The sequence below is a fragment of the Ideonella sp. B508-1 genome (genome assembly GCF_000333615.1).
Lineage (GTDB): Bacteria > Pseudomonadota > Gammaproteobacteria > Burkholderiales > Burkholderiaceae_C > Ideonella.
In genome coordinates, this window is sequence record NZ_BADL01000424.1 from 1 (window position 1) to 22,638 (window position 22,638).

The window sequence follows — 22,638 nt, forward strand, 5'->3', positions numbered from 1 at the left end:
GCATCACGCTCAGCTCGGGCGTGGGCTGCCAGCGCCCCACAAACAAGGCTTTGTTGCGCGGCGTGGTCGTCAGGCGGGCCGTGGCGTCGTTGGGGTTGTCCAGGGACGTGAGCACATAGCTGTAGTTGCCGCCCCAGGCCAGGGTGGGGCTGAGCGTGACGCCCAGCGCCAGCTCCAGGCCCCGGTAGGTGCCCTTGCCCACGTTCTGGCTCTGGCTGTAGGTGCTGCCGCCGTAGAGGATGTTGACCGACTGGATGGCGTCCTTGACCTGGCTGTGGAACAGCGTGGCCGTGCCATGCCAGCCCGGGGCCAGATCGTCCTCGATGCCCAGCTCCAGGTTGAGCGCGCGCTCGGGCTTGAGCCACGGGTTGGAGATGGCGCCACCGAAGCGCGAGGAGAAGCGCTCGAACAGGGTGGGAAAGCGGGTGCGATCCGAGGCCGAGAGGTGCAGCTTGCCGCTGGCCCGGTACTGCCACAGCAGGGCCGCCTGGCCGTTGGTGGCGTGGCTGTCGGCCGTGGGCTGGTCGAACAGGCCGGTGCCGCTGGCGTATTCCTGCGCCTCCAGCGTCTTGCGCTGGTCGCGGCTCAGGCCGCCCACCAACTGCCACTCGGGCGCGAAGCGCCAGCTGTCCTCCAGCGCCACGGAGTACACGTCCTCCACCGTGTTCTGCTTGGGTTCGGTGAAGTTGGTGGCATAGGTGGTCTGCCACTCGGTGTGGTCGTCACGCCGCCAGTGCAGCGCGGCCTTGAGCGTCTGCTGCGGCAGCACGGTGGTGCCCAGTTCGGCACTGGCGCCCTTGGCGTTGTCGTCGTAGTGGCTGATCCAGTTCTTCGCGCCGGTCTTGACGGTGTAGGCCAGCAGGTCGTTGACGAAGGCGTTGTAGTAAAGCTTGGTCTTGAGCTCCCAGCCGGATGTCAGCTCGGTGCGGGTGAGCGCATACAGGCTCCAGGTGTCCCACTTGGGCCAGTCCCACCACTGGCTGTCCGCGGCCTCGGTCGAGCCGCTCTGGGACTTCTTGCCACTCTGGGTCACGAAGTTCAGCGAGTATTCGTCCACCGCATTGGGCGTCAGGCCGGCCTTGAGGTTGACCCGCCAGTCGCGCTTGCCGCTGTGGTCGCGGTCCCCGCCATCCTCATAGGCGGTGGGCACGTAGTTGTGCGACAGCGCCCATTGGTCCACCACACGCTGCTCGGCGCTGGCCTGCAGGTAGTAGCTCTCCTGGCGGGTGCCCACATTGGCGTACAGCGTGCTGCCGTTGTACTGGCCCGAGCCGCCCAGCAGCAGCGAAGTGCGTGCCTCGGCCTCGAAGGGCTTGACCGGCTTGCGGGTCACCAGGTTGATGGCACCCCCCATGCCGTCGGGCCCGTTGAGCACCGAGACATAGCCCTTGGAGACCTGGATCTCGGCCAGGTCCGGCGTGAGGAAGCGGTCGAAGTCGATGCGGTTGTCGGCCGGCAGGTAGAGACGGATGCCGTCCATCAGCAGCGGCACCTGCCAGCGGTCGAAGCCGCGCACGCTGATCAAGGCCTCGTTGCGCCGCCCCGAGCCGGCCGTGCTGGCCACACCGGGCACCAGGTTCAGCGCATCGGCCAGGCCGTCCTTGCTGAAGTCCTGCAGTTGCTGGGCGTCCAGCGTGTCGGTGGCCAGCGCGGGGCTGGCGGGCGTCTGGCCCACCACGCTGATCTGGCCCAGCGTGAAGACCGGGGTGGTGGCCTCCTGGGCCGCGGCGTGAAGACCGAAGGTCAGCGCGATGGCCGCGGCCACGGCGTTCAGGATCCTCGGGTGCTGCATGGATCTCTTCCTCTCGTGTGAAGTGTGTGGGGACACCGAGGAATCGCAATATACATACCAATATAACGATCCACACCGCGAAATCACGCCAATGGCCTGCTCGCCCTCGGAAGGACCGGCCTGCTGCCGAGTTCACGACACGCCTGGAAGGCGTCGGCAACGCGACATCCGATCGGCCACGTTGTATTGTTTACAACATAACGAACGCGGATCAAAAGCCAGTCCCGGCTGGCCCGAGGTGACTCAGTGGCTCAGGCCGCGCCGTTTGTCGCGGAAGAAGGTCCAGGCCTCGTCGGCCACCTCCAGGTCGCTGCTCTGGCGACCCACCAACAGGCTGTAGGCCGCCGAGACGCGGTGGGCCACGCTGGGCTCGACATGGCCGCCGCCGTCGATGCGCAGCAGCTCGATCTGCAGGCCGCCGGGCTGGGCGCCCCAGACGGTGCGCTGGGCGCGGGTGGGATCGGCCGGATCGCGGTGGGGCACGGACTCGCTGCGCGCGGGCTCGCCGAACAGGCTGTCACGCTCGCGCCAGCGCATCACCGTGGCCTCGGCACCGATGACCCGGCCGCGCCGGGTTTCGTGTCGCTTGCCCACCGGGCCGCCGTCCCAGGGGACGATGCCATCGGCCGTGCCCCCCACCACCAGCAGCGACAGCGGCGCCTTGATGGACGGGCAGCGGCTGTCGGTGGCCATGGAGGCGCTGACCGCGGCCACACCGGCCAGACGGTCACCCGCTTCCATCGCGTAGCGCAGGGCCATCATGCCGCCGTTGGACATGCCCATCAGGTAGACGCGTGCCGGGTCGGCCCCATGGTGGGCCACGGCCTCGTCGATCAGGGCGCTGATCAGGCCCACATCGTCGGCGGTGGGGTTGGTCTGGGTGTCGCGGCGGCAGTCGTTCCAGCCGGACTTCTGGTCGCCACCGGCCAGGCCGTCGGGCGCGGCCACCAGCAGGCCCTCGCGCTGGCCGATGGCCAGCCACTGCGACAAGGGGGCGGCGGTGCGCTCCAGGCCCAGGGTCTGGGCGGCCGAGCCGCCATGGCCGTGCAGCAGGATGACCAGCGGACGCGGGCCGGCGGGCGCGTGGTCGGGCACGGCCAGCAGCACGCGGCGTGGGCCCTCGGGCCGGGTGAGGGTCAGCGTCTGGGGCGCCGGGGAAGCGGCTGGCGGTGCCGCGGCGGCCAGCGTGGCCACGGCCAGCAGCCACGCACCCAGCAGGCCGCGCGCACCGGTCAGCCCCGTGCGTCCACCCCATCCACGCCCGCGGGCGCCTTCACCAATCCCTTGCCACATGCCTGCTCCGTGCGCCGCCCGGACCTGCTGCCGGCGCCGCCCGGGGCGGCGTCAGTGCGGCGGGCGGCGGTCGCGATGGTACGCGCCCGTGCCGCGGTGCAGCACGGTGTCGCCGGGCTGCAGGGCCCCGGGCTCGAAGGTCTGGGCCCCGGCCACCTGCGCGTACACCGGCCCGAAGTCGACCCGCGCCAGGGCCAGAAGTTCATCCAGGTCCTGCAGCACGAAGTAGCACTCCTGGAAGTCGTCGATGCGGTAGCGGGTGCGCATGACCCGCTCCAGCACGAAGCGCACGCGGTGCGGCGAGGGGTCGTCCAGGCAGAAGCGGCTTTCGCTGTAGGACGAGGCGATGCCCGCGCCGTAGAGCCGCAGGCCCTCGGGCTGCATCACCAGGCCGAACTCCACCGTGTACCAGTAAACCCGCGCCAGCTCGGCCAGCATGCCCAGGCGCTGGGCCCGCAGCCCGCCCACGCCGTAGGCCTGCATGTAGTCGGCCATGACCGGGTTCATCAGCATCGGCACATGGCCGAAGACGTCGTGGAAGACGTCGGGCTCCTGCAGGTAGTCGAGCTGGTCGGCCCGGCGGATGAACTGGCCGGAGGGGAAGCGCCGGTGCGCCAGGTGGTCGAAGAAGACCTCGTCGGGCACCAGGCCAGGCACGGCCACCACCTGCCAGCCGGTGGCCTTCATCAGCACGGCGCTGAGGGCCTCGAAGTCGGGGATGCGGTCGGGGGCGATGGGCAGGGCGTCCAGGCCCTTGAGGAAAGCGTCGCAGGCGCGGCCGGGCAGCAGCCGGCACTGGCGTTCGAACAGGGTGGCCCAAGTGGCGTGTTCGGCCGGGGTGTAGGCCGCCCAGTCCTGGGGGATGGTCCAGTCGGCGGTGTGCGGGCGGCCCGCCTCGCCGGCGGCCAGGCCGTGCAGGGTGGGCGGTTCAGCCACGGCCACAGGATGTTGGGGCTTCATGGCTGGCCCCCGGTCAGCGCGGCATGCACCGCGTCGATGTGGCGGGCCAGGGCCAGGTCCTTGCCGGAGACGCCGCCGGCGTCGTGGGTGGTCAGGCGCACGTCCACACGGTTGTAGACGTTGAACCACTCCGGGTGGTGGTCGTGCCGCTCCGCATGGAGGGCGACCTGGGTCATGAAGCCGAAGGCCTGGTTGAAATCGGCAAAGCGGAGGCTGCGGCGGATGGCCTGGCCCCCCTCTTCCAGCTGCCAGTGCGGCAGTTCTTCCAGGCTCGCGCGCAGGGTAGAGGCATCGAGCTTGTCCATGCCGTCATGCTAGGTCGGCGCCAGCGGCCGCCTCCTCCGGGGGAACCCTGGCGTCTGCGGCCGGGGACCCCGCTCAGTGCGGGCGCAGGCGGTCGAAGGCGGCGGCCATTTCCTCGACCGGCACCTCGTGCACCGCGGCGGCGGCCAGCACGTCCTCGCCGGCCAGCCAGCGCGCCTCGGATTCGGGCGTGTCCAGCGCCAGCAGCAGGCCCTGGTTGAGTTCCACGCTGCCCCAGGGCAGGCCGGCTTCGCGCAGGGCCGATTGCATGGCGTTCTGCACCAGCGCGCGCACCAGGTGGTGGCCGGCGCTGTAGGGCACCTCGTCACGCGCGCCGCGGGCCGCGTCCACGCAGGCCTTGACGTCGTGCGAGGCGTGGCCGCGGCAGGCCAGCGGCCGCACCTGGTAGATGACGCAGACGCCCTGGGCGATGAAGGGGCAGCGCTGGCGGAGACCCACGCGCCGGGCCTCGTCCAGGCCCTCGGTCTGGGTGTTGGCCTCGCGCAGCTGGGCCACCAGATCGATGCCGCGGGCCTGCAGGGCCGGCTGCACCGCGCGCAGAAAGCGGGCCACCAGCATGACCTCGGGCACGGTGGCCGTCACCCGCAGGGTGCAGCAGGTGGCGCAGCCGCGGTGGCAGGCCAGCGGCGGCTCGTCCTCGCACTGGATGGCCACAGTGCCGTGGAAGCTGTCGAAGGCCTGGGCCAGCAGGGCAGGCAGCAGATCGGGTCGGCCCTGGTGCAGCGCCAGCGTGGCGTCGAAGGCCCGGTGCAGATCCTGGTAGAAGTCCTGCGGCCCGCTCGCGGCCGCGTGGGGGGTGCTCATTGACAAGGCTCCGTGCGGACCCCCGTTGGCCCGCCCAAGCCGGCAAGTCTGGTGGCGTGCTCCCCGCCCAGACTTGATCTGGCGCAAGCCCCTGCGGCGGACAGGGCGGGGCTCAGCCCGCCGTGCCGTCCTGGCCGCGGCGGTCGTGCGGCAGGCCTTCGTAGTAGGCCTTCTTCTGCTGGTACATCTGCTTGTCGGCCCGGTGCAGCGCGACCTCCAGCCGCTCGCCCGGGCGGGAGATGGCCACCCCCACCGAGAAGCTGAGTGGCGGGCCGGCGTGGAACTGGTTGTTGATGTCGACCAGGCCCTGGAGCTGGGCGATCAGCGCGTCGGCCGCGGCCTGGTCACCGCCGGGGATCAGCACGGTGAACTCGTCGCCGCCGATGCGGGCCGCCGTGGAGGGCGCCTCGACCGCCTGCCCCAGCACCTCGCCCACGCGGCGCAGCAGGGCGTCGCCCGCGCGGTGGCCCTGCTCGTCGTTGACCTGCTTGAGGCCGTTGAGGTCCAGCAGCAGCAAGGCCACCGGCTGCACGTTCTTGCGCTCCAGGCGGTGAAGTTCGTCGTCGAAGAAGGAGCGGTTGCGCAGCCGGGTCAGCGCGTCGTGCTTGCCCAGGAACTCCAGGTAGGCCTCGGCCTTCTTGCGGGCGGTGATGTCGGTCAGCGAGACCTGCACCAGCGACCAGTCGTGCTCATGGCCGGGCAGGACCGCGAACTGAAGGTGCACATGCAGCGTCTCGCCGTCCAGCGCGTAGTTCACCGTCTCGCGCTGCTGGTAGAGCTTGCCCTCCCAGAGCTCGATGAGCTGCTCGGTGAAGGGCCGGCGCATCTCGTCGCGGAAGATGTCGGACAGGCGGTGCAGCAGTGTGGCCTTGTCCGGCGCGCGGAACAGGGCGAGGGTCTGGCGGTTGATGTCGATGACGCGGATCTCGGCCATGCAGCGCTCGACGAACTCGGGGTGCACGTCGGTGAAGACGCGGAAGTCGCTGATGCCCTGCGCCCGCACCTCGTCGATCAGGCGCTTGACCGCGCTGAAGTCCTCCACCCACAGCGAGACCGGCGAGTGCTCGAACAGGCCCTGGGCGTAGCGTTCGCTGTGCTGGCGGGCCTGCAAGGCCTGCTCGCGGGCGCTGATGTCCTCCAGCGAGAACAGCACCCGGGCCCAGTCCTGTTCATGGCCGGGCAGCACCCGCACCTGCAGCGCCACGTCCAGGCGGCGGCCGTCCAGCGTGTAGTTGACGGTCTGGCTGCTGTAGCTGAGCGCGCCGGCCCAGAGCTGGGCCAGCTCCTCGATGTGGTGGTCCAGCATGTCGTCTCGGAAGACACGGCCCAGCTGGCTCAGCAGTTCGTCCTGGCTGGCCGCGCCGAACAGGTCCAGCGTGCGGCGGTTGACCCGCAGCACACGGATGGCGCGGGTGCAGGCGGCCACGCGCGAGCGGTCGGCCCGCAGCCAGGCGCGCAGGTCGCCCACGCCTTCGGCCCGCCACTGGGCGAACAGGGCGGCCACGCCGCTGAAGTCCTCCAGCCAGAGCGAGACCGGCGCCAGCTCGAACATCAGGGCGTCTTCGGGGGTGGGAACGGTCAGATCGGCAGAGGTCACGGCAAGGCAGCAGCACGGTGCCGCACCGGGTGCGGCGCGGCGGGCCGACAGTCTCGCACGTTCAGGTGAAAGGCCCGTCGCCGTCCAAGGGCAGCCCCATGGCCGCAAAGCCCTGCGGCAGGGTCTGCAGGCTGCGCACGGCCCGGAAGCCCAGGCGGCGGTAGAAGCCCTCGGCCCCGGGGGCTGCCACCAGGCGCAGCAGCGGCCGGTCGGTGCGGCCGTGGCTGGCCCGCCAGGCGGCCTGCACCAGCGCTCGGCCCAGGCCCCGGCCCTGCCAGTCCGGCGCCACATAGAGGCTGCAGAGCTGCCAGTGCTCGCGCACCAGCACCATGCCCACCACCTCGCCCTGCGGGCCACGGGCCAGCAGGTGGCAGCTGACCTGGCCGGTCAGGGTGGCATCCAGCCAGCCATTCAGGTGGTCTTCCGCATGGGCGCGCAGCAGGGCCTGCTGGGCCCGCGTGAGGGCCGGGCTGGCGGCCAGCGCGGTGTCGATCAGCGCCGCCAGGGCGGCCCGGTCGGCCGGCTGCGCCGGCGCCAGCGTCCAGGCGGGGATGAAAGGCGCTGCGTCCGCCAAGGTCAGTACTGGATCTCGAACCAGTCGGGCTCCTGGGCCCGCAGCTGGTCCAGCAGCACCAGCGTGGCAGGCAGCAGGCCGCAGACGGCGTACCAGACGATGTCGCGGCGCTGAGGGTCTCGCTGGCGCAGGGCCTGCAGCAGCGCGCCCCAACCGGTCCAGTCCACCTGGGGCAGACGCAACATGACCACCGGCGGCAGGTGGGCCAGCGTGGTGGCCACGTTGAGCAGGTGGTCCTCAATGGCGGCCAGGGTGTTGGGGCTGGCGAAGAGCTCGTCGGCCCCGCCTTCCAGGGCCACCACGAGCTTGAGCGCCTGCTCCCCGCTGGTGTGCACGATGTCGAACAGGGCCTTGGCGTACATGGGGGCTCCGATCTCAGGACTGGGGGGGCTGCGTGACCGTCAGGCCGCCGCGCAGGGCCTGGTGCACAGCCTGGGCGCGGCGCAGCTGGGCCGCCTCGGCATCCAGACCCGCCACCGGGGTGGCGCGGCAGGCGGCCAGCGCCCGGCGCAGGCGCTCTGCCTTGGGGTAGTCCTGCGGGCGGTGGCCGGGGTAGGCCGCGAAGTCGCAGGTGCACAGCAGCAGCAGGTCTTCGAAACGCTCGGGCTGCCCCAGCGCGTCCAGTCGCTCCAGCAGGGCCGTGATGGCGCCGGCCCGCAGGTCGCTGGCCCGGTGCACCCGCTCCATCTCGTCGATGGCCAGGCGGGCCAGATCCAGCGTGGCCTCGGGCCAGGCCAGGCGGGTCGACAGCTCATCGGCAATGGCGTGGGCCCGTTGCTCGTGCTTGTAGTGGCTGGGCCAGATCTCGCGCGGGCTGCCGGGCTTGCCCAGGGGCACCAGCAGCGCGGCCAGGCGCACGTTCAGCGGCGCGTCGACCCGGGCGGTCTCGCTCAGCAGGGCCAGCAGGTGCTCGCCCACATCCACCGGGGTGGGCAGGTCGCACAGCTCGGGCACACCGAACAGGGCGTCCACTTCGGGCAGCCACAGGCGCAGCACCCCGCCCTCGCGCAAGGCCTGCACGAAATGCCCGGGTTGCGGCGCCATCAGGCCTTCGGCCAGCAGGGCCCAGGCGGACTCCGGGGACAGCGAGCGCAGCGGCTCCGGCTGTGCCACCTGGGCCCAGGCCGCCTGTTCCGAGTCCAGGATGCCGGGGGCGTCCCGGTGCGCCGCCGCCAATGCGAGGCGCCACAACAGCGAGGACCAGGAAGAAGATGTCATGGGGAGGGCCGCCGGACCGGCGCAACGCTTCAGGTGGGACGAAGCGGGCGTGACATGGGCAGGGTCTTCTTCTTGTCGGCTTGGCCACATTCCGCACACCACGGACTCGGGTCGCCCCCCGAGCCATGGTTGACACCCCCACCAAGCAGAAACCGCGCCAGATGAGCGACTGTTCGTGGCCTGGCCGTGTCAAGATGCACACCGAAGGTGCAACACATCCCCCCGATAGAGGAGATCCCCCCTCGGCAGCCCGAGCCTGACGGCACAGACTCGGCCATGGGCCATCCCGGGATGGCCGGTGATCCCGCGGTGGGCCGTCTCGCCCCCGCCCCCGAGACCCTGGCGCTGCGCCCAGCGCCCATGAACCGCATGCCGCGCATCGGACGACGAGCTCTGTTGGCAACCTCCGCCCTGCTGGGCGCAGGCGGCGCCATGGCCTGGTGGCGCTGGCTGGACCGGGACGATTCCCTGGCCCGGGCGCGGCAGGCCGGGGTGCTGCGCGTGGGCTATGCGCTGGAAGCCCCATATGCCCTGCTCAACCCGCTGGGGCAGCCCACCGGAGAATCGCCGGAGGTGGCTCGCGCCATCGCGCAGCACCTCGGGCTGCGCACGGTCTGGATCCTGACCAGCTTCGATCACCTGATCCCGGATCTGCTGGCCGAGCGCTTCGATCTGATCGCCGCCGGCATGTTCATCACCCCGGAACGGGCGGCCCTGGTGCGCTTCTCCCGCCCGACCCTGCGGGTGCGCCCCGGCTGGCTGACGCTGTCGAGCCGGCCGCTGAGCCTGGACTACACGGCCGTCCAACCCAGTGCCAGCTTCCGCATCGCGGTGCTGCAGGGGTCGGCCGAAGAGGCCCTGTTCCAAAAGCGGCAGGCGCCGCAGGCCGGTTTGCTGTCCGTGCCCGATGCCCGCGTCGGCCAGACGGCGGTTCTGCTGGGCCAGGCCAGCGCCCTGGCCCTGTCTCTGCCCGCGGTCCAGGCCATGGCCCTGGCCTCGGAAGGCCGGCTGGCCGCGCAACCGGCCATGGGCCCCGACACACCGACCCAGCAGGTGGCCCTGGCCCTGCGGCGCACCGACACCGGTCTGGCCGACGCGGTCGACCAGGTCCTGGCCAGCTTCCTGGGCAGCCCCGCCCACCTGGACCTGCTGGCCCGCTTCGGCCTGGGACCGGACGACCTCCCGTTTCCCCCATGACCGCGCTCGAATCACCGCCCCCCGTTCCCGCAAGCACCCCGCACGACCAGGCCACCACCTTGGGACGGCGCTGGCTGCTGGCCGCCGCACTGGGGGCGATCGCGGTCATGCTCACCCTGTTGTTGCTGGACCGGGCCCAGCAGGACGAGGCCCACCGCACCACGAACAGCCTGCTGCGCATCAAGCGCGCCACCGACGATCTCTTCCTCGGGGCCATGCACCTGCGCCTGGGCGGATCCCCCGACAGCCCCTGGCAGCAGGAGCAGGGGCGGGCCCTGCTGCGCCAGGCCCAGGAGGAGCTCGCCCCGCTGTCCGAGCTGAGCCACAGCACCGAGGAGACCCGAGCCCTGCAGGCCATCGTCGAGGAGCTGCTGACCATCTGGAACAGCGGCCAGTCGGCCCAGGGCGACCAGGAGCTGCAGGCCCGCCAGCTGATGCACGACCTGAGCACCCGCCTGGACAGGCTGAGCGAGCAGGTGCGCGCGATCGACGCCGAGCGCACCCTGCGGATGCGCCAGATCGGGCTGCTGTCGGTGGCGATGGCGGGCCTGCTCTTCTGCGGTCTGTGCCTGGGCGCCCTGCGCGCCGAGCAGCGGCGCCGCGAGGCTGGACGCGCCCTGGCCCAGAGCGAGAGCCGCATGCGCTCGACCCTGACGACCATGGCCGAGGGGGTGTTCGTCTGCGACGCCCAGGGCCGGGTGCTGGACAGCAACCCCGCGGCCGTCCAGCTGCTGGGCCCGGCGGCCCGGCCGGGGCCGGACTCCATCCTCCTGCACCCTGGCTTCGAGCTCGTGCAGCTGGACGGCAGCCCGCTGCCTGAGGCCGACGACCCGCTGCACGCCGCCCTGCAAAGCGGCCAGGCCCGGCGGGACCAGTTGGTGGGCATCGTCCGCGCCGGCCAGCCCCTGCGCTGGATCAGCACCAACGTCGAGCCCCTGTTCGAGCCCCGGAGCGGGTCGCCCGCGGGCGCCGTGGTGTCGTTCACCGACGTGACCCAGCTGCGCCAGCAGGCCCTGCAGCTCAGGCTCCACCAGACCCATCTGGAGGATCTGGTGGCCCAGCGCACACAGGAGCTCAGCGCCGCGCTGCAGGCCAAGCTGGCGCTCGAGTCCTTTGCCCAGCTGCTGAGCGACCACCAGCCCACCCTGCTGGCCTACTGGACACGCGACCTGCGGCTGGCCTTCGCGAACCGGGCCTTTGCCGAATGGTTCGGCGGCCCGCGCAATGGGCTGATCGGCCGCCACTACGACGAGATCATGGGGCCGTCGATGCGCGAGCAGCAGCAGCGGCAGATCGAACGCACCCTGGCCGGCGACACCGTGCAGGACGAGCTCGACCTCACCCGCCACGATGGCCACCGCGGCCACTTCCTGGTCGTGCGGGTGCCCGACCGCCGCCCCGACATCCCCGATGCCGGCTTCATGGCCGCCTGCACCGACATCACCGAACTGACCCTGGCCCGCCAGCGCGCCGAAAGCCTGGCCGAGGCGCTCAGCCGTGGCGAACAGTTCCTGCGCCGCCTGGCGGACAGCGTGCCCAGCATGATCGCCTACTGGGACCAGAGCCAGTGCTGCCGCTTCGCCAACCAGGCCTATCTGGAATGGATGGGGCGCCCCGCCGAGGCCGTCGTCGGCCACACCATGCGCGAGGTGCTGGGCGAGGACTTCCTGGCCCGCAACCAGGCCTTCATCGACGCGGCCCTGCGCGGCGAACGCCAGGACCTGGAACGCACCCTGACCCGCGCCGATGGCGTGGCGGTGCACACCCTGGGCACCTATGTCCCGCACCGCATGGGCGAGAACGTGCAGGGCTTCATTGTGGTGGTGACCGACGTCTCCCGGCTGAAGCAGACCGAGCAGGAACTCGCGCGGGCCAACCAGGCCCTGGCCCTGCGGGCCGACCAGGCCGAGGCCGCGACCCGCGCCAAGAGCGCCTTTCTGGCCAACATGAGCCACGAGATCCGCACCCCGATGAACGCCATCATCGGCCTGACCCACTTGATCGAGCGCGACCTGCAGGACACCCCTCAGCGCGACCGGCTGCAGCGCATCGATGTGGCGGCGCACCATCTGCTGCAGGTCATCAACGACATCCTGGACCTCTCCAAGATCGAGGCCGGCAAGCTCCAGCTCGAGCAGGTGGACTTCGCGCGCGACGCCCTGATCGCCCGGGTCACCTCGGTGGTGGGAGCCGCCGCCGCCGCCAAGCGGCTCGAGCTGATCGTGGACACGGACCACCTGCCCGCCCAGCTGCGTGGCGACCCGAAGCACCTGGCCCAGGCCCTGATCAACCTGCTGTCCAATGCGGTCAAGTTCACCGAGCAGGGCTGGATCCGGCTGCGCGCCGAGCTGCTGAGCGAGGAGGAGCGCGTGCTGCAGCTGCGCTTCTCGGTCACCGACACCGGCATCGGCATCGGCGCCGCACAGCAGCAGCACCTGTTCGAGGCCTTCGAACAGGCCGACAGCTCCACCACCCGGCGCTATGGCGGCACGGGCCTGGGCCTGGCCCTGACCCGTCACCTGGCCCGTCTGATGGGCGGCGAGGCCGGTGTGGACAGCCGCGAGGGCGAGGGCAGCACCTTCTGGTTCACCGCCCGGCTGGCCCGCGCCAGCACACCGGTGGGACAGCGACCGGCCCTGCCGCAGCAGGCCCTGCGGGCCTTGCTGGTGGACGATCTGGACGAGGCCCGTCAGGCGCTGAGCGCCCAGCTGTCGGTGCTGGGACTGTCGGTGGAGGAAGCCACGAGCGGCCCCCATGCCATCGAGCAGGCGCAGGCGGCACTGCGGGCCGGCACTCCGCACGACGTGCTGCTGGTGGACTGGCGCATGCCCCAGATGGATGGCATTGCGACGCTGCAGGCCCTGCGCCAGCAGCTCCTCGACCGCCTGCCGCCCAGCATCCTGGTCACTGCCTTCGACGAAGACGATGCGCGCACGGCCCTGGCACAGGCTCAGCTGGCGGCCCTGGTGCTGCCCAAGCCGGTCACCCCGTCGACCCTGCACGACACCCTGGCCCAGGCCTTCTGCGCGTCGGACCGCCGGCCCTCGGCCGACCCCGGGCCCGATCGGGCCCATCTGCTGGAGGCACTGCGGCGGCGGGCCCAGGGGCAGACCGTGTTGCTGGCCGAGGACAACGAGGTCAACCAGGAAGTGGCCACCGAGCTGCTGGCCAGCGCGGGGCTGCTGGTGGACCTGGCCGCCACCGGCGCCCAGGCCGTGGAGAAGGCCTTGCGGGGCGGCCACGCCCTGGTGCTGATGGACATGCAGATGCCGGAGATGGACGGGCTGGAAGCCACCCGCCGGATCCGTCAGACCCTGGGCCCCACCCTGCCCATCATCGCCATGACGGCCAACGCCTTCGACGAGGACCGCGACAGCTGCCTGGCCGCGGGCATGGACGACCACCTGGGCAAGCCCGTCGCGCCGGACGAGCTCTACCGGCGACTGCTGCACTGGCTGCCCCCGTTCAAAGACACGACCACCGGCACCGACCCGCAGCCGGCCACGAAGCCGTAACAGAAGGTGAGCCTCTCAGGCTCACCACACGAGCCTGTCAGCCACTGAAGAGACGGCCCATCGAGGACGCTGCATTGCAGCATCTTCAACCTGTCCCCTGAACACAGGACAGATCCCCAAGCAGGGGGGTGACCACAGCGCAGGCCGAGGGACCTAATCTCTGCCTGTCAGCCGGAACGGGCAGAGCGCAGCTCCCACATGCGCCCGAGCCCCCGCAGTTCTTCTGGCGGCATGCAGTACCCACCGTCCCGATCCACCGCGGCACGGCCCCGGGTTCCGGAGGCTCTGCCCATTGCCAGGAGACACAGCATGCCCAGCTACCTGCACCCTGGGGTCTACATGGAAGAGATCCCCAGCGGCGCCAAGCCGATCGAAGGGGTGTCCACCTCGATCGCCGCGCTGATCGGCAGCACCACCGAAGGCCCCATCGGCGAGCCGGTGCTGGTGCACAGCTGGGACGACTACAAGGCCCGGTTCGGCGGCATCCACAGCGAGACCGACGCCCTGGCCATCGCCGCCTTCAACTTCTTCCTCAACGGCGGGCGAGACGCCTACATCGCCCGCCTGGCCGACAACGCCCACACCGCCGCGCTGCCGGCTGGCGCCCTGCCCGGCCGCAGCGGCGGCACCGCCACCACCACCAGCGTGCTGAGCCTGAGCGCCACCAGCGCCGGGGTCTGGGGCAATGCGCTGCGGGTGCATGCCATCCCGGCGGCCAGCGGCGTGCGCTTCAAGCTCGACGTGCTGCTGCACGACAGCGCCAGCAACACCGACAGCCTGCTGGAGAGCTTTGGCACGCTGTCGATGGACAGCTCGGACCCGGCCTACGCCCCCGTGGTGATCAACGGCGGCTCGCGCTATCTGCGGGCCGAGCTGACCACCGACCTCCAGAACAACCCGGCCACCTACTACCTGGCGGGTGAAAGCGTCAGCGACGACCTCTCCGGTCTCGACTGGACCACGGTGCTGCCGACGATGAGCCTGACGCTCAACATCGACAACCTGGGCCCGCAGACCATCACGCTGGGCGCGGCGGCCGACGGCGCCTACAACACCGCCAGCGACGTGACCCAGGCCATCACCGCCAAGGTGCTGGCCCTGGGCAGCGCCTACACCGGCTTCGCCTGCACCTTTGGCGCGGACAACAAGCTGCACCTGGCCTCCGGCAGCAAGACCGCCTTCTCCGCGGTGGTGGTGCGCCCCGGCCCGCTGGCCACCCTGCTGAAGCTGGGCACGACCAACGGTGGCACCGAACTGCACGGCGCCCGCGACGTGGTGCCGCGCGACAACGGGCTGCAGGCCCTCACGCTGGGCAGCGACGGCGACGCCCCCACGGCCGACACCTACGCCAGCTTCTTCACCCGCCTGGCCAAGGTGCGCGACGTCAACATCGTGCTGCTGCCCGGCCAGACGCTGGACCCCAGCGGCGCCGCCAACCCGGTGATCGACCAGGCCATCACCCACTGCGAAAACACGGCCAACCGCATGCTGCTGGTGGACCCGCCGGCCGGCACCGAGCTGGACACCGCCGGCAAGGTGCAGGCCCTGAGCCCGCCCACCTCCACCTACACCGCGCTCTACTACCCCTGGGTGCGCATCGCCAACCCCTTCTACAACCGCGACACCCGGCCCACCGCGCCCACCACACTGCTGGCCGCGCCCTCGGCCTTTGCCGCCGGCATCTGGGCCCGCACCGATGGCACCCGCGGCGTCTGGAAGGCCCCGGCCGGCGTGGAGGCGACCGTGCGCGGCATGGCCGGCCTGGAGTTCCAGGTCGAGGACGGCGAGCAGGACCAGCTCAACCCCGAAGGCGTGAACTGCCTGCGCAAGCTGCCCAGCTACGGCGCGGTGCTGTGGGGCACCCGCACCCTGTCCACCAAGGCCAACCCCGAGTGGCGCTACGTGCCGGTGCGGCGCACCGCGCTCTACATCGAGAGCAGCATCTACAACGGCATCCAGTGGGCGGTGTTCGAGCCCAACGACCACCGGCTCTGGTCCTCGCTGCGCGCCAATGTCGGCGCCTTCATGGACGGCCTGTTCCGGGCCGGCGCCTTCCAGGGCCAGAAGGCCTCGGACGCCTACTTCGTGCGCTGCGGCCTGGGCGACACCATGACCCAGGACGACATCGACCGCGGCATGGTCATCGCCATCGTCGGCTTCGCCCCGCTCAAGCCGGCCGAGTTCGTGATCGTGCGCATCCAGCAGAAGGTGGGCCAGTCCTGAGGGACGCCCCCCCACATGCCCCCGCACGCCCGCTCCGTCAGCCCCCTGGCCCCGTCCTTTCCCTGAGGAGACCCTCCCATGGCCGCTCCGATGTTCCCGGTCAACACGCACCGGCACGATCCCTACCGCACCTTCAAGTTCCAGATCCTCATCGACGGCAAGCCCGTGGCTGGGCTCAAGAAGATGGGCGCGCTCAAGCGCAAGACCGAGGCCATCAAGTGGCGCACCGCCGGTGACCCGAGCAAGGAACGCATCCTGCCCGGCGGCACCAGCTACGAGCCCGTCACGCTGGAGCAGGGCCTGTCGCACGACCCGGTATTCGAGGGCTGGGCCAACCTGGTCAACAACATCGAGGGCGACGCCGCGATGTCGCTGAAGAACTTCCGCAAGGACATCGTCATCAACGTGCTGAACCTGCAGGGCCAGGTCGCGCTGTCCTACAAGCTCTTCCGCGCCTGGGTGTCGGAATACCAGGCCCTGCCCGAGCTGGACGCCGGCGCCATGAACACCGTGGGCATCCAGACCCTCACGCTGCAGCACGAAGGCTGGCAGCGCGACACCGCGGTGGCCGAGCCGGTCGAGAGCTGAGCCCCCGGACCCGATCGCCGCTGACCATGAACGTGCTGGCTGCCCCCACCGACCTCCCGCCGCTGCCCGGCGGGCTGGTCGAGCACGGCCAGCGCCGGCGGGACTGGGCCTTCCATCCGCTCACCGGCGCGCTGGAGCTGGCCCTGGCCGAAGCCGCCGAGACAGCAGAAGACACCCCCGGCGCCGTGACCGCGGTGCTGAGCCAGGCCCTGGCCCGGCTGGCGGGCGAACCGCCCCGGCCCCACCGGGTGGCGGCCCTGTGCCTGGCCGACCGCCAGTTCCTGATGCGCCAGCTCGCCCAGCACCTGGACGAGGACCCCGGCGCACCCGCCCCGCAGTGGCTCAGCAGCCGCTGCCCGGCCTGCGGCGCGCACTTCGACTTCGCGCTGGACCTGGCCGCGCTGCCCGTCACCGAGGCTGGCCCCGGCTACCCCTGGGCCGAACTGGCCGGCGAAGACGGCGTGACGCGGCGCTTTCGCCTGCCGGTGGGCGCCGACCTGTCGGAGCTGGCCCGCCAGCCCGACGACACGGTCGAAGCCTGGCTGCTGCAGCGCCTGGCCGAAGCGCCCGACACCTTGCCCCTGGGCGAGCCCGCGCAGATCGGCGCCTGGGCGGCGCGGGTCGAGGCCGCGCTGGACGCCATCGCGCCAGCCCTGGTGCTGCAGGTGCAGGCCGCCTGCCCCGAATGCGGCACCGCCCATGCGGTGGACCTGGACCCTTACGGCGCCCTGCGCCACCGCCCCGACACCCTGCTGCAGCAGGTGCACCGTCTGGCCTGGCACTACCACTGGTCGGAGGCCGAGATCCTGGCCCTGCCCCGGCCACGCCGCCTGCGCTACCTGCAGCTGATCGACCAGGCCCGGGGCCTGTCGGCCTGAGGGCACGCACCATGGGCCTCTTCCACGACACCCTGCGCGACGCGCGCCGCCCCCTGTCCACCGGCCGGGGCGGCTGGCTGCGCCGCGCGGCCGCCCTGCCCGAGGGCGACACGCCCGAGGAGGCCCCCCTCGAACCGCCTGCCCCGCCCGAGGGCGGCCTGCAGACGGTGTTCCGTTTTCAGAAGGCGGGGGCTGCCGCGGCTGCGGCAGACCTCCGGGAGGCGTCACACCAGAAGGCGGACGGAAAGCCGCCGACTGGCGACCCCTGGTCGGCAGGCACCGAGGTGGGCACACCGAGGTCGTCTGCAATGCATTCCGTGAAGGATGAACAAAGTGAAAGCAACCTGGCAACAGGCATGACCGCACTGCCACGAGAGTCTGATGTGACGGATGCCCGTGCAGGGTCCGCAGTCCACGGTCGCCGGTCGTCTTGGATGTCCGGTCCGAGGTCTGAGGTCTCCCCTGCGTCCACGAGCCTCTCCGACACCGCAGCATCGCCAGTGAAGTCGAGCGGACACGATGTCTCGGACTTGAGCCGGGTTCCGGGTCGGGGCGCCCCTTCTGAATTCATCTCGACATCCGAGGCCCTGCCGGATGCCTCCACCCCGGCGGCACCCGCGCCCGCGCAGGCTTGGCTTGCGGCGCGGCAGCAGCGCACCCGCGCCGCCTGGGCCGAACTGCAGCAGGGGCGGAGTGACCCCCTGCTCGCCGATCGCGCCGATGGCCTGGGCAACATCGACGACGCCACACGCCAGGGGCCGACGGCCATCCCGGCTTGGCCAGATCGCGAGCGCCCCGCCGAGTCCGCATCCACCTCGGCCGCCGTCGCCTCGGCGGCCCGCAGCGCAGCGCCGAGCGCCCCCGCCACGCTGCACATCGGCCGCATCGACATCACGGTGCAGGCCCCTCCACCGGCCGCCCCGGCCCGCAGCCCCGCTCCCGCTGCGGACAGCGCCTACCTGAGCCGCCACTACCTGCGGCGGCTCTGAGACCGAGGACGCGACGATGGCACTCGCCACCTCCCCGCTGTCCCTGGTCTGCAAGGCCTGGCGTGCCCACCTGGACAGCGCGCTCAACGGCCCGGACCGCAGCAAGGTCAACGTGGTGCTGGGCACGCCTGCGGGTGCTGCCAGCGCCGCGGGCGACGGCAGCCCGCACCACCAAGTCAACCTGTTCTTCTATCGCTTCGAGCCCGCCGGCCTCTTCCCCGACACCCTGCCCGGCGACACCGCCTGGGTGCGCGGCTTCTGCCTGGTCACCCCCTTCGCGGTGGGCGAGGACACGGTGGGCGAAGGCGAGAACGACCTGCGCCTGCTGGGCGAGGTGCTGCGCCTGGCCCACGAGCAACCGGTGCTGCAGGTGCCGGTGGACGACACCATCGTGCAGCTGCAGGTCATGCTGCAGCCCCTGGGCCTGGACGCGCTCAACCAGCTCTGGTCCACCCAGGGCGACGCGGTCTACCGCCCCTCGGCCCTGTTCGAGGTCTCGCTGCTGCCCGTCATCCCGGCCCAACCCACCCTGGCCGGCCCCTGGGCCGGCGCCCTGGGCCTGGGCGTGCAAGCGCCCCTGACGGCGGAGGCCGCCACACCCAGCGCCCGCGGCCCCGCCGTGCCGGCCATGGTGCCGGACCTGCGTCAGCCCGACTGGGGCCCCGCCCTGGCCTGGGTGCAGGACGGGCAGTGCGCGCTCAGCCTGGGCTTCGTCGTCGGCAGCCCGGCGCTGGCGGCCTTCACCCCGCAGCTGTGGCTGGCCGGCCAGCCCGGCATGCCGGTGACGCTGCACTGGCAGCACTGGAGCCGCACCCAGGGCTGGACGGACCACCCGAGCGTCACCGAGGCCCGCATCGCCAGCCCCGGCATCTGGCCCGAGCAGGCCGCTGGCGCACCGCTGCTGGCCCTGCCGCTGCCTGACAAGAGCCAGCCCGGCCAGTGGGCCCTGCATGCCGAGCGGCCCTGGGTGCGGCCGGCCGACGGCGCGTTGCTGACGCTGCGCTCCAACCCGCTGCTGATCAGCCTCTCGGCGGCCTGAGCGGAGCCCGACCATGAACGCCCCGCGCCCCGACCTGCCCCTGCTGGCCGTGCTGGACCCGGAATGGCAGCGCCTGGACACACTGGTGGCCTGCCTGTCGCGCCAGCGCGCCGGCCAGACCCTGGGCGACGCCGAGCTGGCCCCGCTGCGCGCCCAGCAGGCCCAGGTGGACGCGCTGCGCGCGCCCGACGGCCCCTGGGCCGCCCTGCTGGGCCACACCCTGGAGCCGGTGGAGTTGGACGCCCTGGTCTGCGCCCTGGCCCCCGAGCTGGAGCCGCGCCTGGGCTGGGCCTTCCAGGGCCTGCAGCCTGGCGCCACCCAGCCCTGGGCCAGCCGCGCCCTGGTGCAGGAGCTGCTGGCCCTGGACGCCAGCCAGGCCGAATGGCTGCGCCGCGCCCTGGCCCCCGAGGCCCCGCTGCGCCGCCTGGGCTGGCTGCGGCTGGAGGCCGACGACCCCTACCAGCCCCTGCGCGCCACGCCGGCCCTGCTGGCCCGGGTCTGCGGCCGGCCGGCCGAGCCCACGCCCCCGCCCGGTGCCAGCCCGGTGCCCGGCCACGCCGGCTGGGACGACCTGGTGCTGCCGGCCAGCCGGCTGGCCATGCTGCAGGAGTTCCTGCTGTGGATCACCCAGCGCGACACCGTGGTGGGCCGCTGGGGCGGCCGGGCCCACGGCGGGCCGGTGGCCCTGTTCGCCGGCCCCTCGGGCACCGGCAAGACCCTGGCCGCCAGCGTCATCGCCAGCGCCCTGGGCTGGCGCCTGTACCGGGTGGACCTGGGCCGCCTGGTCAGCAAGTACGTGGGCGAGACCGAGCAGAACCTCAACCGCCTGTTCGACGCCGCCGAGGGCCAGGCCATGGTGCTGCAGTTCGACGAGGCCGATGCGCTGTTCGCCAAGCGCGGCGAGGTGAAGGAGGCGCGCGACCGCTACGCCAACCTGGAGGTCAGCCACCTGCTGACCCGCATCGAGGCCCACGATGGCCCCTGCATCCTGACCACCAACCTGCGCAAGCAGCTGGACCCGGCCTTCACCCGTCGCTTCCAGATGGTGGTGGAGTTCACCCGGCCCGATGCACCGGCCCGCGCCGCGCTGTGGCGCCGCCTGCTGCCGCCACAAGCCCCGCGCAGCGCCGACCTGGACCCGGTCCTGCTGGGCGAGGCCGTGGCGCTCAGCGGCGGCAGCATCCGCAACGCGGCCCTGCACGCGGCCTTCCTGGCCGCCGCCCAGGGCCAGCCCATCGGCCTGGGCCAGGTGGCGCACGCCGTCTGGCGCGAGCTGGCCAAGGAGGGGCGCGAACTCTCGCCCCAGGACCTGGGCCCGCTGGCCCGCCACCTGCCCCCGGAGCTGCGCGATGAGGCTTGAGATCGACCACCTGGCGCTGCAGCTGCCCGCCGGCTTCGAGGCCCGGGCGCCGCGCATCGCCCGCCTGCTGGGTGAGGCCCTGGCCCGGCCCGAGCACCTGGGCGGCCTGCGCCTGGCGCGCAACGCGGCCCTGCCCGCGCTGCAGCTGCCGCCCCTGGCAGTGCAAACCGGCCACAGCGACGCCGCCATCGCCCAGCGCCTGGCGCAGTCGGTCACGGCCCAGGTGCACAGCGCCCTGGCAGCCTCACCCCTTGCCGGCGGCCCCGCCCGCTGACCCGGAGCCCGCACCATGCCCCTGCTCGCCCCCACCCGCGGCTTCCTGGTCGAGTACGCGCTGGCCCTGCCCCCGCTGGTGCTGGCCTTCGACTTCAACCCGCAGACCCTGACCCGCAACCGCAGCGTCACGCTGACCCTGGGCAGCACCCCGGCCACCCGCGGCGGCTACGACTTCGCCCTGCCCACCGAAACCGCCCGCGTGGCCCAGGGCGTGGCGGTGGAGCCTGAGAGCTTCGACCTGGAGATCCTGCTGGACGCCACCGACCGGCTCAACGACGGCGAACCCATCGCCACCGAGTTCGGCATCCAGCCCGAGCTGGACACGCTGCGCAGCATGGTCGAGCCCAAGACCCAGGGCCCCGGCGGCCTGCAGGTGCTGGCCAGCCTGGGCCTGGGCGGGCAGCGGGCCTTCCAGCGCGCGCAGTGCGCCTCGGTGCTGCTGTGGGTCTGGGGCCGGCACATCCTGCCGGTCTTCCTCAAGAGCATCGAGGTCACCGAATCGGCCCACCTGCCCAACCTGGTGCCCTACCGCGCCACGCTCAAGCTGGGCCTGCAGGTAATCGAGGGCAACAACCCCTTCTACGAGGCCGAGAAGCTGCAGCAGTTCATCGGCTCGGGCCTGAACACCGGCCGCACCGCCGGCGCCGCCATCGGAGGGCTGTTCTGATGTTCCTGAAACACTCCCGCTACCAGGACGCCCGCCGCTTCGAGCCCGCGGCCGACGGCAGCCTGCGCTGCAAGGGCACCCGCGCCCGCGAGATCGGCCCGGCCCCCGGCGTGATCGAGCATGTGGTGCGCGAGGGCGACCGCCTGGATCTGCTCGCCGGCCACTACTACAACGACCCGCGGCTGTGGTGGCGCATCCTGGATGCCAACCCCGACCTGGACGACGCGGCGGTGCTGTCGATGCGCGCCCGCGCCGGCGAGGTCATCCTGATCCCGCGGGCGCGGGACTGAGGGCGGGAACGGAGCCGGCCATGCTGCTCGACTTTCTCTCCGCCAAGGAACGCGCGCCCGCCGAGTGCCTGGTCAAGGTGAACGGCCAGGAGATCACGGCGCTCTACCCCTTTCTGCTGGAGATCACGGTGCAGTGCGGCCGCGCCGAGGCCGCCACCGCCTCCCTCACCTTCGAGACCCGGCGCGACGAGCTGGGCCGCTGGACGGTGCAGGACGCCGAGCTGCTGACGCCCTGGGCCCCGGTGGAGATCCACGCCGCCTTCGGCCACCGCACCGAGGAGGTCATGCGCGGCTACATCCGCGAGGTCAAGCTCGACACGCCGCAGGACGCCGGCGCCACCCAGGTGCGGGTCGAATGCCAGGACGATTCCATCCGCCTGGACCGCGAACACCACCGCAAGACCTGGGGCAGCAGCACCCTGCCCAGCAGCGACCGCCTGCTGCTCATGGAGATCCTCTCCGGCTACGGCCTCTTGCCCCACCCCAAGAACGAAGGTGGGCAGGACCGGCTGGTGGGCATCGCCCAGGACGACACCGACATCAAGTTCCTGAAGTCGCGTGCCGAGTTCAACGGCTACGAGCTGATCTTCCGCGAGGGCCTGGTGTACTTCGGCCCGATGCGGCTGGACGCCGACCCCGCAGACACCTTGCTGATCTATGCCGGCGCGGACACCAACTGCCTGTCGCTGACCGCCCACGTCAACGGCCACCAGGCCGATGCCGTGGCCTACAACTCCCCGGCCGAGAGCGGCAACGGCGTGAGCCCCAACATCGAGGACCATACCCTGACGGTGCTGGGCCTCCAGATGGCCAACAGCCGCGCGGCCGGGGTGGACCTCTTCTTCTGGCAGCTGTCGGCCGAGGTCAGCGCCCACGACCACTGCCTGCAGGACCTGGCGCAGCACAAGGCCAACAAACTCGACATCATCCTCGTGCATACGGACGACGACCTCGACCGCACGTTTTACAGCCATGTGCTGCAGGCCGACCTGCTCGTGGTCATGGACGGGCTGGGCGACTGGCTCTCCGGCACCTACTAGATGTACGCCGTGAC

Annotated in this window: 21 protein-coding genes; 12 read left to right on the plus strand and 9 right to left on the minus strand. The window is 71.8% G+C overall.

Features of this window, described 5'->3' with window-relative positions; translation table 11 throughout:
• From I73_RS28640 to I73_RS28650, 9 genes are all read right to left on the minus strand, one after another.
• Positions 1-1,792, minus strand: a 1,792-nt coding sequence (locus tag I73_RS28640; RefSeq protein WP_022981749.1) for a TonB-dependent siderophore receptor, incomplete at its 3' end; no start/stop codon positions are given.
• Between the two features lie 243 nt (positions 1,793-2,035).
• Positions 2,036-3,085: a PHB depolymerase family esterase gene (locus I73_RS17215; protein WP_022981750.1), complete on the minus strand. Its 1,050-nt coding sequence runs from the start codon at positions 3,083-3,085 to the stop codon at positions 2,036-2,038.
• A gap of 51 nt (positions 3,086-3,136) precedes the next feature.
• Positions 3,137-4,045 carry a phenylalanine 4-monooxygenase gene (gene phhA, locus I73_RS17220; protein ID WP_051049256.1) on the minus strand — a complete coding sequence of 303 codons (909 nt, stop codon included), beginning with the start codon at positions 4,043-4,045 and terminating at the stop codon, positions 3,137-3,139.
• Positions 4,042-4,350: a 4a-hydroxytetrahydrobiopterin dehydratase gene (locus tag I73_RS17225; RefSeq protein WP_022981752.1), complete on the minus strand. Its 309-nt coding sequence runs from the start codon at positions 4,348-4,350 to the stop codon at positions 4,042-4,044. The genes phhA and I73_RS17225 overlap by 4 nt, the downstream gene beginning before the upstream one ends.
• 73 nt (positions 4,351-4,423) lie before the next feature.
• Positions 4,424-5,173 carry a YkgJ family cysteine cluster protein gene (locus I73_RS17230; RefSeq protein ID WP_022981753.1) on the minus strand — a complete coding sequence of 250 codons (750 nt, stop codon included), beginning with the start codon at positions 5,171-5,173 and terminating at the stop codon, positions 4,424-4,426.
• A 112-nt stretch (positions 5,174-5,285) separates the two neighbouring features.
• Positions 5,286-6,725, minus strand: a complete 1,440-nt coding sequence (locus I73_RS17235) for a sensor domain-containing diguanylate cyclase (protein WP_051049258.1) — start codon at positions 6,723-6,725, stop codon at positions 5,286-5,288.
• A gap of 106 nt (positions 6,726-6,831) precedes the next feature.
• A complete protein-coding gene (locus I73_RS28645; RefSeq protein ID WP_022981755.1) occupies positions 6,832-7,344 on the minus strand; it encodes a GNAT family N-acetyltransferase in 513 nt (170 codons plus the stop codon).
• Positions 7,345-7,346: 2 nt separating this feature from the next.
• Positions 7,347-7,706 carry a hypothetical protein gene (locus I73_RS17245; protein ID WP_022981756.1) on the minus strand — a complete coding sequence of 120 codons (360 nt, stop codon included), beginning with the start codon at positions 7,704-7,706 and terminating at the stop codon, positions 7,347-7,349.
• Between the two features lie 13 nt (positions 7,707-7,719).
• Complete coding sequence (locus I73_RS28650; protein ID WP_148289832.1) at positions 7,720-8,562, minus strand: tRNA nucleotidyltransferase; 843 nt, start codon at positions 8,560-8,562, stop codon at positions 7,720-7,722.
• 276 nt (positions 8,563-8,838) lie between these two features.
• Here I73_RS28650 and I73_RS28655 point away from each other — a divergent pair, with 276 nt between their 5' ends.
• From I73_RS28655 to I73_RS28665, 12 genes are all read left to right on the plus strand, one after another.
• Entirely contained in the window at positions 8,839-9,759 is a 921-nt protein-coding gene (locus tag I73_RS28655; protein WP_083876846.1) for a transporter substrate-binding domain-containing protein, read from the plus strand.
• The gene (locus I73_RS28660; protein WP_022981759.1) at positions 9,756-13,274 is read left to right on the plus strand and encodes a response regulator; all 3,519 of its coding nucleotides are present in this window, start codon (positions 9,756-9,758) and stop codon (positions 13,272-13,274) included. Before I73_RS28655 ends, I73_RS28660 begins: the two co-directional genes overlap by 4 nt.
• 309 nt (positions 13,275-13,583) lie before the next feature.
• The gene (locus I73_RS17265; protein ID WP_022981760.1) at positions 13,584-15,497 is read left to right on the plus strand and encodes a phage tail sheath subtilisin-like domain-containing protein; all 1,914 of its coding nucleotides are present in this window, start codon (positions 13,584-13,586) and stop codon (positions 15,495-15,497) included.
• A gap of 78 nt (positions 15,498-15,575) precedes the next feature.
• On the plus strand, positions 15,576-16,085 hold the full coding sequence (locus I73_RS17270; RefSeq protein ID WP_022981761.1) for a phage tail protein: 510 nt from the start codon (positions 15,576-15,578) through the stop codon (positions 16,083-16,085).
• Between the two features lie 26 nt (positions 16,086-16,111).
• Positions 16,112-16,963 carry a hypothetical protein gene (locus I73_RS17275; RefSeq protein WP_022981762.1) on the plus strand — a complete coding sequence of 284 codons (852 nt, stop codon included), beginning with the start codon at positions 16,112-16,114 and terminating at the stop codon, positions 16,961-16,963.
• 530 nt (positions 16,964-17,493) lie between these two features.
• Positions 17,494-17,952, plus strand: a complete 459-nt coding sequence (locus I73_RS17280) for a hypothetical protein (RefSeq protein WP_022981763.1) — start codon at positions 17,494-17,496, stop codon at positions 17,950-17,952.
• A gap of 16 nt (positions 17,953-17,968) precedes the next feature.
• Positions 17,969-18,991, plus strand: coding sequence for a Pvc16 family protein (locus I73_RS17285; RefSeq protein WP_022981764.1), 1,023 nt, complete (start codon positions 17,969-17,971; stop codon positions 18,989-18,991).
• Between the two features lie 13 nt (positions 18,992-19,004).
• A complete protein-coding gene (locus tag I73_RS17290) occupies positions 19,005-20,351 on the plus strand; it encodes an ATP-binding protein (protein WP_022981765.1) in 1,347 nt (448 codons plus the stop codon).
• Positions 20,341-20,625: a hypothetical protein gene (locus I73_RS17295; RefSeq protein ID WP_022981766.1), complete on the plus strand. Its 285-nt coding sequence runs from the start codon at positions 20,341-20,343 to the stop codon at positions 20,623-20,625. Before I73_RS17290 ends, I73_RS17295 begins: the two co-directional genes overlap by 11 nt.
• Before the next feature lie 15 nt (positions 20,626-20,640).
• Entirely contained in the window at positions 20,641-21,294 is a 654-nt protein-coding gene (locus tag I73_RS17300; protein ID WP_022981767.1) for a hypothetical protein, read from the plus strand.
• The gene (locus I73_RS17305; RefSeq protein WP_022981768.1) at positions 21,294-21,584 is read left to right on the plus strand and encodes a LysM peptidoglycan-binding domain-containing protein; all 291 of its coding nucleotides are present in this window, start codon (positions 21,294-21,296) and stop codon (positions 21,582-21,584) included. Before I73_RS17300 ends, I73_RS17305 begins: the two co-directional genes overlap by 1 nt.
• Before the next feature lie 20 nt (positions 21,585-21,604).
• Positions 21,605-22,624, plus strand: coding sequence for a hypothetical protein (locus I73_RS28665; protein ID WP_022981769.1), 1,020 nt, complete (start codon positions 21,605-21,607; stop codon positions 22,622-22,624).
• Positions 22,625-22,638 lie beyond the last annotated feature (14 nt).

Excerpts from the sequence above, each read along its gene's own strand:
- I73_RS17215 (WP_022981750.1), bottom strand. The coding sequence starts at position 3,085 with ATGTGGCAAGGGATTGGTGAAGGCGCCCGCGGGCGTGGATGGGGTGGA.
- phhA (WP_051049256.1), bottom strand. The coding sequence starts at position 4,045 with ATGAAGCCCCAACATCCTGTGGCCGTGGCTGAACCGCCCACCCTGCAC.
- I73_RS17225 (WP_022981752.1), bottom strand. The coding sequence starts at position 4,350 with ATGGACAAGCTCGATGCCTCTACCCTGCGCGCGAGCCTGGAAGAACTG.
- I73_RS17230 (WP_022981753.1), bottom strand. The coding sequence starts at position 5,173 with ATGAGCACCCCCCACGCGGCCGCGAGCGGGCCGCAGGACTTCTACCAG.
- I73_RS17235 (WP_051049258.1), bottom strand. The coding sequence starts at position 6,725 with ATGTTCGAGCTGGCGCCGGTCTCGCTCTGGCTGGAGGACTTCAGCGGC.
- I73_RS17245 (WP_022981756.1), bottom strand. The coding sequence starts at position 7,706 with ATGTACGCCAAGGCCCTGTTCGACATCGTGCACACCAGCGGGGAGCAG.
- I73_RS28650 (WP_148289832.1), bottom strand. The coding sequence starts at position 8,562 with ATGACATCTTCTTCCTGGTCCTCGCTGTTGTGGCGCCTCGCATTGGCG.
- I73_RS28655 (WP_083876846.1), top strand. The coding sequence starts at position 8,839 with ATGGGCCATCCCGGGATGGCCGGTGATCCCGCGGTGGGCCGTCTCGCC.
- I73_RS28660 (WP_022981759.1), top strand. The coding sequence starts at position 9,756 with ATGACCGCGCTCGAATCACCGCCCCCCGTTCCCGCAAGCACCCCGCAC.
- I73_RS17265 (WP_022981760.1), top strand. The coding sequence starts at position 13,584 with ATGCCCAGCTACCTGCACCCTGGGGTCTACATGGAAGAGATCCCCAGC.
- I73_RS17270 (WP_022981761.1), top strand. The coding sequence starts at position 15,576 with ATGGCCGCTCCGATGTTCCCGGTCAACACGCACCGGCACGATCCCTAC.
- I73_RS17275 (WP_022981762.1), top strand. The coding sequence starts at position 16,112 with ATGAACGTGCTGGCTGCCCCCACCGACCTCCCGCCGCTGCCCGGCGGG.
- I73_RS17285 (WP_022981764.1), top strand. The coding sequence starts at position 17,969 with ATGGCACTCGCCACCTCCCCGCTGTCCCTGGTCTGCAAGGCCTGGCGT.
- I73_RS17290 (WP_022981765.1), top strand. The coding sequence starts at position 19,005 with ATGAACGCCCCGCGCCCCGACCTGCCCCTGCTGGCCGTGCTGGACCCG.
- I73_RS17295 (WP_022981766.1), top strand. The coding sequence starts at position 20,341 with ATGAGGCTTGAGATCGACCACCTGGCGCTGCAGCTGCCCGCCGGCTTC.
- I73_RS17300 (WP_022981767.1), top strand. The coding sequence starts at position 20,641 with ATGCCCCTGCTCGCCCCCACCCGCGGCTTCCTGGTCGAGTACGCGCTG.
- I73_RS17305 (WP_022981768.1), top strand. The coding sequence starts at position 21,294 with ATGTTCCTGAAACACTCCCGCTACCAGGACGCCCGCCGCTTCGAGCCC.
- I73_RS28665 (WP_022981769.1), top strand. The coding sequence starts at position 21,605 with ATGCTGCTCGACTTTCTCTCCGCCAAGGAACGCGCGCCCGCCGAGTGC.